Origin of the sequence: Bacillus mesophilum (assembly GCF_008923265.1) — a bacterium.
GTDB lineage: Bacteria > Bacillota > Bacilli > Bacillales > Cytobacillaceae > Cytobacillus > Cytobacillus mesophilum.
In genome coordinates, this window is record NZ_WBOT01000002.1 from 318,388 (window position 1) to 331,026 (window position 12,639).

At 38.5% G+C, this 12,639-nt stretch carries 12 protein-coding genes; all 12 read right to left on the reverse strand.

Annotation, left to right across the window (positions count from 1 at the left end):
- Nucleotides 1-176: 176 nt before the first annotated feature.
- The gene (locus F7732_RS06450; protein ID WP_151573119.1) at nt 177-1,424 is read right to left on the reverse strand and encodes a hypothetical protein; all 1,248 of its coding nucleotides are present in this window, start codon (nt 1,422-1,424) and stop codon (nt 177-179) included.
- Nucleotides 1,411-1,950 (reverse strand): RNA polymerase sigma factor SigX, encoded by a 540-nt coding sequence (gene sigX, locus F7732_RS06455; protein ID WP_151573120.1) that lies wholly within the window; start codon nt 1,948-1,950, stop codon nt 1,411-1,413. The genes F7732_RS06450 and sigX overlap by 14 nt, the downstream gene beginning before the upstream one ends.
- Nucleotides 1,951-2,126: 176 nt before the next feature.
- Nucleotides 2,127-3,908: an ATP-binding protein gene (locus tag F7732_RS06460; RefSeq protein WP_151573121.1), complete on the reverse strand. Its 1,782-nt coding sequence runs from the start codon at nt 3,906-3,908 to the stop codon at nt 2,127-2,129.
- Nucleotides 3,905-4,621 (reverse strand): response regulator transcription factor, encoded by a 717-nt coding sequence (locus F7732_RS06465; protein ID WP_151573122.1) that lies wholly within the window; start codon nt 4,619-4,621, stop codon nt 3,905-3,907. The genes F7732_RS06460 and F7732_RS06465 overlap by 4 nt, the downstream gene beginning before the upstream one ends.
- Before the next feature lie 118 nt (nt 4,622-4,739).
- Nucleotides 4,740-5,939, reverse strand: coding sequence for a c-type cytochrome biogenesis protein CcsB (gene ccsB / locus F7732_RS06470; RefSeq protein WP_151573123.1), 1,200 nt, complete (start codon nt 5,937-5,939; stop codon nt 4,740-4,742).
- Nucleotides 5,940-5,957: 18 nt separating this feature from the next.
- Nucleotides 5,958-7,577, reverse strand: coding sequence for a cytochrome c biogenesis protein ResB (resB, locus tag F7732_RS06475; protein WP_151573124.1), 1,620 nt, complete (start codon nt 7,575-7,577; stop codon nt 5,958-5,960).
- Between the two features lie 22 nt (nt 7,578-7,599).
- Nucleotides 7,600-8,121: a thiol-disulfide oxidoreductase ResA gene (resA, locus tag F7732_RS06480; protein ID WP_151573125.1), complete on the reverse strand. Its 522-nt coding sequence runs from the start codon at nt 8,119-8,121 to the stop codon at nt 7,600-7,602.
- Nucleotides 8,122-8,294: 173 nt separating this feature from the next.
- Nucleotides 8,295-9,023: a 23S rRNA pseudouridine(2605) synthase RluB gene (gene rluB, locus F7732_RS06485; RefSeq protein ID WP_151573126.1), complete on the reverse strand. Its 729-nt coding sequence runs from the start codon at nt 9,021-9,023 to the stop codon at nt 8,295-8,297.
- 262 nt (nt 9,024-9,285) lie between these two features.
- Nucleotides 9,286-9,816: a spore maturation protein gene (locus F7732_RS06490; RefSeq protein WP_151573127.1), complete on the reverse strand. Its 531-nt coding sequence runs from the start codon at nt 9,814-9,816 to the stop codon at nt 9,286-9,288.
- Between the two features lie 6 nt (nt 9,817-9,822).
- Nucleotides 9,823-10,410 (reverse strand): nucleoside recognition domain-containing protein, encoded by a 588-nt coding sequence (locus F7732_RS06495; RefSeq protein WP_151573128.1) that lies wholly within the window; start codon nt 10,408-10,410, stop codon nt 9,823-9,825.
- A complete protein-coding gene (locus F7732_RS06500) occupies nt 10,403-11,554 on the reverse strand; it encodes a D-alanyl-D-alanine carboxypeptidase family protein (protein WP_151573129.1) in 1,152 nt (383 codons plus the stop codon). Before F7732_RS06500 ends, F7732_RS06495 begins: the two co-directional genes overlap by 8 nt.
- A gap of 154 nt (nt 11,555-11,708) precedes the next feature.
- Nucleotides 11,709-12,602: a superoxide dismutase gene (locus F7732_RS06505; protein ID WP_151573130.1), complete on the reverse strand. Its 894-nt coding sequence runs from the start codon at nt 12,600-12,602 to the stop codon at nt 11,709-11,711.
- Nucleotides 12,603-12,639: the final 37 nt, after the last annotated feature.

Below are 12,639 nucleotides of genomic sequence, written 5' to 3' on the forward strand. Positions count from 1 at the left end.
GTGCAGCAGCCTTTTATTCTAAAAGTCTCTTTCACAGCCTATGAAGGCATGTACATAATTAGAACATTTAATATTTAAGAGTCTCTCAGCAAAGACACGTTTTTTAGTATGTGTCCCTATATGGGGTGATTATGCAATTTTTTTCTAAAAAAAAAAAACGAGCACGTAGGCTCGTTTTAAGGCAATTCTTTTTGATTTGGTGCTATTGGAAGTTCCAGCTCCTGACTGAGATTAAATCTCCCAATTGTATCAACATCCGCATTTTCCACTCTTACATGCTCGTAATGAAATTCCTTAGCTGTTAATAATAAGGCTTCAATCATGTGCGCTGTTTCTTCATTATCTTCGATTACTGACTCATCGGTAAATGTGATTACTACTGTTTCATCATCTACATTCGCTTCAAAAACAATATCTTCTGGTATCGATGCCTTTAAATTATGTGTATCAACATCTTGTTTCATGAAGTCAAATACTTCCTGAATCGTTTCTGGCTGTTCAAGGTGCACGTATGGAACAAATAATGGCTGTTCATCCGTTTCGTTCGGGTAGAACAAATAATAACCTGGATATGCTGTTACATCATTAGGAACAAACTCTGTCATTGGCTCATTGTGTTCAAAATGAACGCCTGGTTCTCCATCAGTCATTAATGTGATTTCTTCAAGATCAAAGTCAGACCAAAGATTGCTTAGCACAGTATTGATAAATAGACTATTGGCAGGACCATAGCTATAACTATGATCTTCAAACATGTCAACAGTCAGCGTTTTTTGCTCTTCATTATAAACAAGATTAGCATCTAATGGATAATTATCAGATAATCCCCATTTTTCTTCAGTCAACGATGACATTGTTTCTTTATATAAATCAAACTTTGATTTTCCCTCTTCTTTAGGAACTAAAACACTGACTAAAACTATATTTTGGACTTCATTATCCAGTATGGGATATGTGAGAACTTCCTGATCCTGAAGTTCCTCCTCATATACAGCTGTTGTATAGACATTTTCCTGTTCTATTTTTGTCTCGGATTCAGCTTCTTGAGAAGCATCTATATTATTCTTAGGATTTTCATAGCTTGTAAATTCATCATCGGATGTACTCGTATCTTCTTCCTGGGCACTTTCTTCTCTATCAGCTGATTCATTGGTAGCAGTACTATATTGCGCCGAATCTTCTGAAACGCTTGAAAATTCTTCAGCTGAATCTTGCCCGCCCATCATACCGGGGATAAGAATAACCAAAAGAAGCAGTGCGGCAGCGGCGGCTGCTGTAGGAATGAGCCATGACTGCCGTTTGCGCCGGTTCATTTTCATAGTCACATTTTGATAAACTTCTCGTTTTCCGCGCTGATCTTTCACTTTTGGCATTTGTTTCAATAATTCTTCGATATCCCTATCGCTATGATTATTCTTCCGCATGATCCACACCCTCCTTTACCATTAATTCTTCCATATGTTTCTTTAGCACTTTTAGTGCCCTATGCTGAGTTGTTTTAACTTTGCTTTCCGTCCAGTTCAACGCCTCAGCCGTTTCAGTAATTGTTAATTCTTGTATATATCTCATCACAATGACAGATCTCTGATCAACAGTACAATAGCCTAGGCATTTATACATTACGCGCACTTCTTCCTTCTGCATAAGGATATCTTCTGGAATAGGCAAATCATCCTTCACTTGATGCGTTGACCAATCAAAGGTTTCAATCAGTTTTTGCTTCCATCCTTTTTGCTTGCGGAATGAGTCGATTGCAACGTTTCGGGCAATCGAAAAAAGCCAGGTTTTTTCACTGCTTTTCCCCTCAAATTTCTCATAAGATTTCAGTACTCTAATATATACTTCCTGGACCAAATCCTCGGCCAGTTCCTTGTTTCTAACCATATAAAATAAAAATTGAAAAACGTCATGATGATATTTATTGTATAGGTCATCAAAAACGGAGTTCATCGATTCCCCTCCCCGTTCAATAATATAGTCGTAAAATGAGGATAAAAAGTTACACTCTAAATATAATATTTATCATAGAAAAAAGGAAGGATCACAATGCCATATCCTTCCTTTCTCCTATTCATCATATGTGATTGTTTCTTGTGAATCAAGAACAATCGGCATTTTTTTAGCATTTATTCAATATTTCGCGGAATAAATATAGAAAATGTCGTACCATGTCCAAGCCTGCTCTGCACAGTAATATGACCTTTATGCGCATCAATAATATTCTTTGCAATAGCTAAGCCTAGACCTGTACCGGATCTTCCTCGTGTTCTCGCCTTGTCCTCTTTATAAAATCGTTCGAAGATAAACGGCAGATCTTCTTCCGGAATTCCTGATCCAGAATCGGCTACCTCCATGTACAAACCGCGTTCATCCATACTCGAGGTAACGGAAATTGTACCTCTCTCCGGCGTGTGCCTCATGGCATTATCAATTAAATTTGTTAAAACTTGCTCCATACGATCCGGATCAAACATAAAGACATAATCTCCTTGCAGCTGCTCTCCCAAAAAGATGCCTTTTTCTTTGGCCAGTCCTTGGAATTTACGGATGATTTTTTGGATAAAAGGAGTTACATCAACCTGCTCTTTTGTTAACTGAATATGCCCTGCTTCCATCCTTGCGAGATCTAGCAGTTCATTTACAAGGCGTCCCATCCGCAGCGATTCATCGTGAATGACCTTAATCATCTCATTTTTTTCTTCCTCTGTGGAAGCTATATTGTCAACAATTGCCTCACTATAGCCCTGCATCATTGCGATTGGGGTTCTTAACTCATGAGAAACATTGGCAATAAAGTCTTTCCGCAGCTTATCCAGCTGTCTTTCTTCGGTCATATCACGGATAACAGCAACGGCTCCGCGAATATTCTTCTGATTATAGAGAGGACTAATGATCATGACCCAGAAGCGGCCCTGGATGGACAATTCGCCAACCTGCTCCTTTTCAGTACTGACTGCTAGCTGAAATAGCTCACTTACTTTTGAAGGAACTGCTTCTGAAGTATGATTATATTCATTGCCTTTTTCAAAATACCAGCTTTGCAAAAACCTCTCTGCAGGTGGATTGGTAATCAATATCGTTCCATCGCGATTAAAGGTAATAACTCCATCTGCCATTCCGCTTAAAATACTTGCAAGCTGTTCTTTTTCCTGGCTCAGGGCATCCATATTAAATTTAAGCTGCCTTCCCATTTGGTTAAAGGCGGTAGCCAATTCTCCGATTTCGTCATAAGACAAAAATGGAACCTTCGTATCAAATTTTCCCTTAGCTGCCTCCGAAACGGCTTCCCTCATTTTTCGGAGCGGCGCAGTAATCCTTGTTGATAAGAAGAAAGCAAAAATAGTGGTTAAAATGATTGCCACACCAGCCGCTAGAAGTATAAATTTTGTTGTTGTTTTCGTTGTTTCCTGCATGACTTCAATTGATTGATAAATAAAGACGGCTCCATCTTCACTCTCATTAGCCGGAAGAGGAACACCAATTATTAATGCTCTTGCTTCGTCTTCGTCTTCTGGATTAGCTGAAAAATAGGAAGATATTTTTCGAACAGTATGATCATCCGTAAAGACTTGATTTAATTCTTCATCATCTCTTAAATACGAAATAGGCAATTTCTCTGAATCATTCAGGTGATTGGGAGAATAATAATATTCATCATCCTTAATGATGATGACTTTTGTAACCTCATCAATCAATTCCCATGCAATCTCTAGGCCCACATCCTGATCATGTTCTTCTATAATCCTCGAAATCTTTATGGCTGTGGCTTCTAGTCCCTTATCGGTTTCATCTATATGATAGTTTTCAAAAAATTCTAACAGCATGACTGTTAAAATAAATAAAACAAAGGAAACGAGCAGGATAATGGTTATCCACAGCTTGCCTACTACACTTCGCCAAAGCATCATTCATTAATAACCTCAAACTTATAGCCCACTCCCCAAACAGTCACAATCATTCTAGCTGCCTGTTCTGAAACCTTATTCAGCTTCTCGCGCAATCGTTTCACATGAGTATCAACTGTTCTTAAATCTCCGAAAAACTCATAATGCCAAACTTCTTTAAGAAGCTGTTCCCGATCAAATACCTTATCAGGAGACTTCGCCAGAAAATACAGCAGTTCATATTCCTTCGGAGTTAAACTAACTTCTTTTCCATCCGCTAAAACTCTATGTGCATCATTATCAATAGTTAAATGCTGAAAAACGATTACATCTTTAGCTGATGGCTCTGCCTGCACATAACTTGAAGCAGAAGAACGGCGGAGCAGTGCTTTTACACGCAGAACGACTTCCCTGGGACTAAACGGTTTTACGATATAATCATCTGTTCCAACCTCAAAACCTTGTACCCGGTTTACTTCTTCTCCCTTAGCTGTCAGCATGATAATAGGTGTCGCTTTTTTTTCTCTAATTTCCCGGCACACTTCAAGTCCGTCTTTTCCTGGCATCATTAAGTCGAGAAGTATGACATCATACTCTTGATGAAGGGCTTTTTCTAATGCCTCATTCCCATCTTCTGCTTCTTCAATTATGTAATCTTCTCTCTCCAGGTACATCTTTAATAAGCGGCGAATTCTTTCCTCATCATCTACAACTAATATTTTTGCATTTTGATCCATGATATTCATCTCCTTATTAAAAATAATAATTGTTTTAAAAGAAAGCCTTCACTTTTAAAAGTGAAGGCTATGAGATTATGATATAAATCATTTTACATTTTCAGCCATTCTGAACAGCTTAGGAACCTGCATATGAGTGTAATCCGGCAATAACCAGGTTCACGACAATTAGATTAAACATAATAATGATAAACCCAATTACGCCAAGCCACGCTGATTTCTTTCCATGCCAGCCTTTTGAGAGACGCAGATGCAAATAGGCTGCATAAAATAAGAAGGTGATAAGAGCCCAGACTTCTTTTGGATCCCAGCCCCAGAAACGCGTCCAGGCAATTTGCGCCCAAATCATCGCAAACACAAGTGCACCTAGTGTAAATACAGGGAATCCAATTAATACGGAACGATAGCCGATCTCATCAACTAAATCTGCGTTTACCTTCGCTGTCAATGGCTGAAGAGCTGCTGAAATACGTTTTCGCAGAATTAATCTTAATAGAAGATATAATACAATTCCCGCCATGACCGACCAAATTACAGTATTTAATTTTTTTGCATTAATGATTCCCGGCATTTCAGCCAAGGGATCCATTGCCCCTTCAGTCAAGCTCTCTCCCTGATTGGGACCAACAAGCGGAGGCAGCTGATACTCGGCAATTGACTCTACATTATTGTTATCTATCCAATTGAAATCAGCTTTATACCCTGAAGCTGAGAATCCTGTTGAAATAAGGATAAATCCTAATGTACATACAAGACCGAACATCACGGTTTCAAGCCAAAAGCCTTCTTTTGACTTTTTTGTATGGTCAATAACTTTTACCAGGTAAAGAAGACCGGCAGCAAAACTGATGGCTAAGATTGCTTGTCCCATCGCTGCTGTTGTTACGTGAATATGCAGCCAATGGCTCTGCAATGAAGGTACCAGCGGTGCAATATCTCTAGGAAACATAGCTGCATAGCCAATCAGAAGCATTGCAATCGGAAGTGTAAATAATCCTAATACCGCCGTTTTATATATAAAGTAGATAACAATAAATGCTCCAACTAATGACATTCCAAAGAAGGTTGTAAATTCAAATAGATTACTGACAGGAGCGTGCCCAGCAGCAATCCATCTTAAAATAAAGTATCCTAACTGTGAAATGAAACCTGCAATGGTAATGGCAATCCCAGTCTTAGCCCATTTGTTTGGGCCAGTGCCTTTTTCTCTTTCTTTTGCACGTTTATCTTTAATAGATCCGGCAAAAAATACCGTACCTACTAAATAGAGCAAAAAGGCTATAAAAAGAAGATTGCCGCTCAAACTTACTAAATCCACCTAAGTTCCCCCCTATGTTTACTCTTTCTTATCAAGCTGATCTGCTGGTTCGTTCAAGCCTGTTCCATCAATAACAGTAGCTATATCACGTTTAAGACCATGCCAGTTTTTATTTGTATGCCCTGCCATCCAGACTTCGCCATCGACTTTTCGCAGCCAGATTCGGCGATGATTCCAGTAGGATCCCTGCGCGACGCCAATCATAAAAATGAATCCGCCCAGTGCCAGCACCCATAATGTTAAGTCTTTTCTGACGGTTAATGCTGTAACATCTTTCGTTTCTACCGCTTTAAAAGACATTTTGTATTCATTGTCCGTGAAAGGTTCAATGGTTTGCTGTATTGCTACAAAACTCACTTCTCCCTCAGGCTTGTCTGGTGTAAACATTTTAAATACGAATGCTGGATTGTTCGGTATTCTTGATTTTGTAATAGGCTCAGAGTTTTCATCAAATTCAAAATCAGGGAAATAACTAACAATCTCTACTTGATATCCATTACCAAGATCATAGGTGTCCTTTGGATCATACAAGTCAATGGTTAAATCACCATATTCCTCATTTGTTTCTTTGTTGGATAAAGCAAAGGTCATTTGATTCAGCTCATCAAGCTTATAGTCCACTTGATATAAGGCCAAATCTTCGAATTTAAGTGGATGATTAACACGGATGCTGTCATCTCTTACTTTTTCCAGTTGTGGTGTTTGTCCATGAACTGTTTCTCCCTTTGTTTTATACAAAGTGACATCTGACTGGAAGTTCTTCGCCACCATTCCTTTATCATCAATGGCTGCAGCAAATTCTTCTTTTGAATTTTCTTTGTCATATGTCTCAAGAATAAATTCGTGATTTTCAAGATAATATTGGCCATCCGTTTCAGGAATTACTTTTGTTTCGCCTTCCCTCACCCATAAAATTTCATCAACATACATTCCAGGAACAAATCTAAGCATACCGCCTATTAAGAAAATGATAAGGCCAACATGGTTCACATATGGGCCCCATCTAGAAAATCTGCCTTTTTCAGCGAGGATATTTCCATCTTCTTCACGTATGCGATATCGTTTTGCTTTTAGCTTTTCTTTAACTGATTCGAACGCTTGATCTTCGCTTCCTGCCTCTGACACACTGAATAATCTCTGTCTCTTTAAAAACCCTTCATGTCTTGTTACTCTCTGCGTTTTTAAAGACCTGTAAAGAGGAATCCCTCTATCTAAGCTGGCAATAATGATAGAGATTCCAATAGAGGCTATTAAGAGCAGATACCACCAAGAACTGTATAAATTATGAAAGCCAAGTGTATAATATAGTTGCCCTAACCAGCCGTATTGGTCTTCATAATATTCTGAAGCAGGCATAACTGGCGGTATGTACATTTCTTGCGGAAATATTGTTCCTAGTGCTGAGGCAATCAATGTGATGACAATTAGCCATACGCCCACTTTGACAGAAGAGAAGAAGTTCCAGATTTTATCAATAATTGTTTTATTGTAGGTTTGAGAACGCCTTGCACTTCCCTCATACCGCATATCCAGCAGCTTTTTATCTTTATCTTTTTCAATTAGAACTTTTCCGCATGATTCACATAATACAGTACCATGCGGATTGTGGTGACCGCATTCACAAATAACTTCTTTCATTGTAAAAACTCCCCATACACCCTTATGGTTTAATCTCTTCCATGTAACCTTTAATCATTGCCTCAGTCATTCCGCTTTCAAGTCTCTTGATAACGATTCCATCCTTATCAACTAAAAATGTTGTAGGCAGCGGACCTATTCCGTAAGCTTCCATTACTTCCCCTTTATCAATTACAATTGGAAAATCCAGATTATATCTTGAAGTGAATTTATTGACGGCAAAATCCGATTCGTTGATATTCACTGCAAGCACCTGTACCCCTTGCTCCTTAAATTGCTTATATTGGTTGTTCATATAAGGCATTTCTTTTTCACAAGGCTTGCACCATGTTCCCCAGAAGTTGAGGAATACCCCCTGTCCCTCATAATCGGAGAGCTGATGCTTATTTCCATCCATATCTGTTAATACAAAATCAGGAGCCTTCTCATTAATAGCCACTTTTCTAATATCATCACTGCTGAAATTTGCATACAATGTATACGCTACGGCAGCTCCGAGCAGGAGCAGGATCACCGTTCGTATCACAAGCCGTTTTTTCTTCATCGTTTGCCCTCCCCATTCAACACAAAAAAACAGAGCTTTAAGGAAACAATTTGTATCCGATCACAAATACTCAGTAAACCAATTTGTACATAATTATAACATTTTTTAGCATATAGACGTTGTTAACAATGTGAAGTAAATGTGACATTTACATAAAATCATTTCTATATTTTCTATTTTTTCCCTTGATTTGCTAATGTTCTGAGTTGTTTCACTTCATGAGCAGTTAACTCTCTTCCATCCCCAGGAGAAAGTCCTTCTAGAGTTAATGCTGCATATCGTTCTCTTTTTAATTTCAGGACATTATGGCCAATTGCTTCGAACATTCTGCGCACTTGACGATTCTTTCCTTCATGAATAATTAATTCTATGATCGATGTTTGTTTTTTCTTATCCATTGATAATAGCTTTGTTTTAGCTGGTGCTGTTTTTCCATCTTCAAGCCGGACGCCTTTTTGCAGACTTCTTAAACTCTCTTTTGATGGAATGCCTTTCACTTTTGCCACATATACCTTTTCTATCTCATTCCTTGGGTGCATTAACAAGTTGGCGAATTCTCCATCATTCGTTAAGAGCAGCAAACCTGAAGTTTCATAATCTAATCGACCAACAGGGTAGATTCGCTGTTCGATTTGCTGAAAATAATCCGTTACTACTTTTCTGCCTTTATCATCTGATACCGCGGAGAGAACTCCTCTTGGTTTATAAAATAAGAAATAAACAGGCTGTTCCCGTTCAATCGGAATGCCATCAACTTCTACCTTATCATTAGAGCCAACCTTAACTCCCAGCTCTTTGACGACTTGACCATTTACTCTCACGTGCCCCTCGCTAATTAATTGTTCTGCTTTGCGCCTTGACGCAATGCCAGCATGGGCAATTACTTTTTGCAATCTTTCCATTTTGTCACCTCATATATTTCGACAATACATTTTCTATCCTTATGAATTATGCCATATTCCAGCTTCTTTTCAAAGTAAGCTATACGATAAACTGTAAAAACTCGCAGAAAATTAGCAAATGACGATGAAAATAAGCTAATTTACGCTTTATTTCACTATTATTAAAATAATATACAAACAATAAAAAAACCGAACCATTAAACAGATTTAAACACCTGCTAATGAACCGGGTTTTTGTTTGATATATTATAGTAACAATCATTTAAGCAAAAAGAAGGGTTACAACAATGATCGCTGCTCCAATGCCGACAAGGTCAGCCAGCAGTCCAACCTTTAATGCATCTCCCATTTTCTTAATCCCTACAGCACCAAAATAGACCGTCAGCACATAAAAGGTAGTATCAGTACTCCCCTGCAGCACGGATGCCAGTCTTCCAATAAAGGAATCTGGTCCATATGAAGCAATTAAATCACTCGTCATTCCCAGTGCCGCCGTTCCTGAAATCGGCCGAATGATGGCAAGAGGTACAATTTCAGCAGGAATTCCTACTGCCTCTAATGCCGGTTTGATAAAGCCCATCATATATTCTAGGGCGCCAGATGCTCTAAATACAGATATCGCTACAAGCATTCCAACTAGAAAGGGAATAATTGATACCGCGATTTTAATTCCTTCTTTACCGCCTTCAGTAAAACTTTCATAGGTCGGAACTTTTTTTATCGTACCGTAGATAAGTATGATGCCAATTAAAACGGGTATAAACCACAAAGATATAAGTGAGACAATTTGCATACAACCTCATCCTTTTCGAGTTCTTCTATAATAAAAATAGCGGTCTATTAAAATAGCACCAACAGCAGAGCAAAAGGTTGCAATCAGCGTTGGTCCGACTATATCGGTAGGATTGGCAGAATCATAATTCATTCGAATGGCAATGACCGTCGTTGGAATGAGGGTGATGCTCGAAGTATTTATTGCTAAAAAAGTAATCATCGAGCGGCTAGCATAATCTTTTCCGCCATTTAGCCTTTTTAATTCTTCCATCGCTTTTATCCCCAGCGGTGTAGCTGCATTGCCTAATCCGAATAAATTGGCCATCATATTGGATAAGATATAACCCATTGCAGGATGATCGTTAGGTACCTCTGGGAATAGTCTTTTGACAATCGGTTTAAACAAGTTTGCCAGCTTCTTCAATAGACCGGCATCCTCAGCAATTCTCATCATTCCGAGCCAGAAGACGAGAATACTGATCAAACCAATACATAAAGTCACTGCCTCTTTCGCTCCATTAAAGACAGCTTCATTCACTTCACTTATTGTTCCATTGAACATCGCAAACACAATTCCAATCAACGTTAATAGAACCCAAATGATATTAACCATCTTGCTTCACACCTACAATAAAAGAGAATATACTGCGGAATTTATCAAAGAATGATTTTTCTTCTAATTCCTGCTCTTTTTCAAAATAAATGGGCATCGTTTTTATTTGTTCATTATTCAAATAGACAATGGCTTTCCCGACCACATCGGGTATGTCAGCACTTTCTTCCCAATCATCTTTAGGAGTGATTAATTGATACTCCACCTTAAAATTCTCTTTTTCCTCTGCTGTTACTGGATAGCTATAATGACCTTTTAAATAGATTTTATTTTTATATATTCCTTCATCTGCCTCTTCAATACTTCCTTCCGATAATATTTCTACCGATTCGTATGTTTTAAAGGCTGTTTCATACATTTGTATATGGTCATTCCAGTCATCTGGACCATTGAGCGTAACAGCAATAAGCTCTAGTCCATCCTTCTCTGCTGTAGTCACTAAAGTCCGTTTAGCTCTTTTCGTATAGCCCGTTTTCCCTCCAGTTGTATGATCGTACAGTTGTGTTAATAAGCGATTTTTATTATTCCAGACACGGTCCCAGCTTTCATTTGGATTTGGCGCTCTATGTACCTTTGTTCCAGAGATCTTTTTATACATTTCATTTTCCATTGCATATCGAGTCAGGATTGCCATATCAAATGCTGTTGAATAATGGTTTTCATGATCATCGAGCCCATGAGGATTTTCAAAATGAGTATTTATCATCCCAATTTCCTCTGCCTTCTGATTCATTAAAAAAACAAAACCTTCTAAACTGCCGCCAATATGCTCAGCAATCGCAACAGCTGCATCATTGCCGGAGCGAAGCATTAGCCCATAAACTAAATCTTCAAGCTTTATCTTTTCACCTTCCTGCAAATAGATGGAAGAACCTTCTGCCCTAATCGCATTTCCGCTTACCTTAACCATTTCATCAAGCTTGTCAGATTCTACCGCAAGAATCGCCGTCATTATTTTGGTAATGCTGGCAATTCTTCGTTTCGTATTTGCCTCTTTTCCATATAGAACCCTTCCAGAGTCTTGTTCCATTAAGATCGCGCTGCTGGCACTGACAGATATGGCAGCGTCTGCTTTATGCGGGACATTCACCAAAAGAAATGTCAAAGTAATCGATAAAATGACGAGCTTTTTAAAGAGTTTCATTGCCAATCCCCGTTTCACATTATTGTTTGTACAAGTTTATGCAAAATGAAGTTGGATATGCCTTGAAATGAAACAAGATGTTTCATATCCTTTTAAAAAACAAAAAGCACAAGGAATTTGCAGTTTGCATTCCTTGTGCTTCATCGTTTTGTTATTAATATGGCTTCCACTTTAGTTCAGAAGCTTTTAAGTATCGGTCTTCAACGTCTTTCCAGTTGACTACATTCCACCATTGATCTACATAGTCTGCTTTCTTATTTTTGTACTGTAAATAATAAGCATGTTCCCAAACATCTAAGGCGAGCAAAGGAATTGTGTCCCATTGAGTTAAAATCATATGTCTCTCGGATTGAAGGATTTCTAAATGACGGGACCTCGGTGACCACACTAGGATCGCCCAGCCTACGCCTTCTACCTGTTTTGCTGCTTCAGAGAATTGCTTTTTAAATTGATCAAAACTGCCAAAGTATTTTTCTATTTCTTTTAAGAGTGAGCCAGCAGGCTTTCCTCCGCCACTAGGAGACATGTTATTCCAGAATATCGTATGCAAATAATGACCAGATCCATGAAAGGCCAGCTCTCTAGACCAATGCTTTATTAGTGAAAAGTCATTTTTTGTTCTAGCCTTCTCTAATTCTTTTTCTGCTTTGTTCAAGCCATCTACATAAGATTGATGATGCTTATCATGATGCAATCTCATAATTTCTTCTGAGATATAGGGCTCTAGGCTGTTATATGCATATGGCAGCGGAGGCAGGACATGTTTGCCTGCAGAAATAAAGGGCTCTTGAGTTGAGAATATATTCCCTAAGCTTGAACGCTCCCGAAAATAATTTTCCATATCCTCCTGCAAGCCCTCTACCTGTTCATGAATACCGTTGATTTCTTGCGCATTTAATGGCTGATTCATTCTGTTCATAACTTCAGTAAAACTGTCCAGCTTTTGCCATAGCTCATTATTGCGATCCACATTTTCAGATTCCAGAAATTTCTTCATTTCATCATTCCATTTAAAAACATCCTGCACATATTCATTCATCTTGCTCATCTAACCTTCCTTTCTTTTCAATGACCTCCTACAATCG

Excerpts from the sequence above, each read along its gene's own strand:
- F7732_RS06505 (WP_151573130.1), bottom strand. The coding sequence starts at position 12,602 with ATGAGCAAGATGAATGAATATGTGCAGGATGTTTTTAAATGGAATGAT.
- sigX (WP_151573120.1), bottom strand. The coding sequence starts at position 1,950 with ATGAACTCCGTTTTTGATGACCTATACAATAAATATCATCATGACGTT.
- F7732_RS06450 (WP_151573119.1), bottom strand. The coding sequence starts at position 1,424 with ATGCGGAAGAATAATCATAGCGATAGGGATATCGAAGAATTATTGAAA.
- rluB (WP_151573126.1), bottom strand. The coding sequence starts at position 9,023 with ATGGAAAGATTGCAAAAAGTAATTGCCCATGCTGGCATTGCGTCAAGG.
- F7732_RS06495 (WP_151573128.1), bottom strand. The coding sequence starts at position 10,410 with ATGGTTAATATCATTTGGGTTCTATTAACGTTGATTGGAATTGTGTTT.
- F7732_RS06460 (WP_151573121.1), bottom strand. The coding sequence starts at position 3,908 with ATGATGCTTTGGCGAAGTGTAGTAGGCAAGCTGTGGATAACCATTATC.
- resA (WP_151573125.1), bottom strand. The coding sequence starts at position 8,121 with ATGAAGAAAAAACGGCTTGTGATACGAACGGTGATCCTGCTCCTGCTC.
- F7732_RS06465 (WP_151573122.1), bottom strand. The coding sequence starts at position 4,621 with ATGGATCAAAATGCAAAAATATTAGTTGTAGATGATGAGGAAAGAATT.
- F7732_RS06490 (WP_151573127.1), bottom strand. The coding sequence starts at position 9,816 with ATGCAAATTGTCTCACTTATATCTTTGTGGTTTATACCCGTTTTAATT.
- F7732_RS06500 (WP_151573129.1), bottom strand. The coding sequence starts at position 11,554 with ATGAAACTCTTTAAAAAGCTCGTCATTTTATCGATTACTTTGACATTT.
- resB (WP_151573124.1), bottom strand. The coding sequence starts at position 7,577 with ATGAAAGAAGTTATTTGTGAATGCGGTCACCACAATCCGCATGGTACT.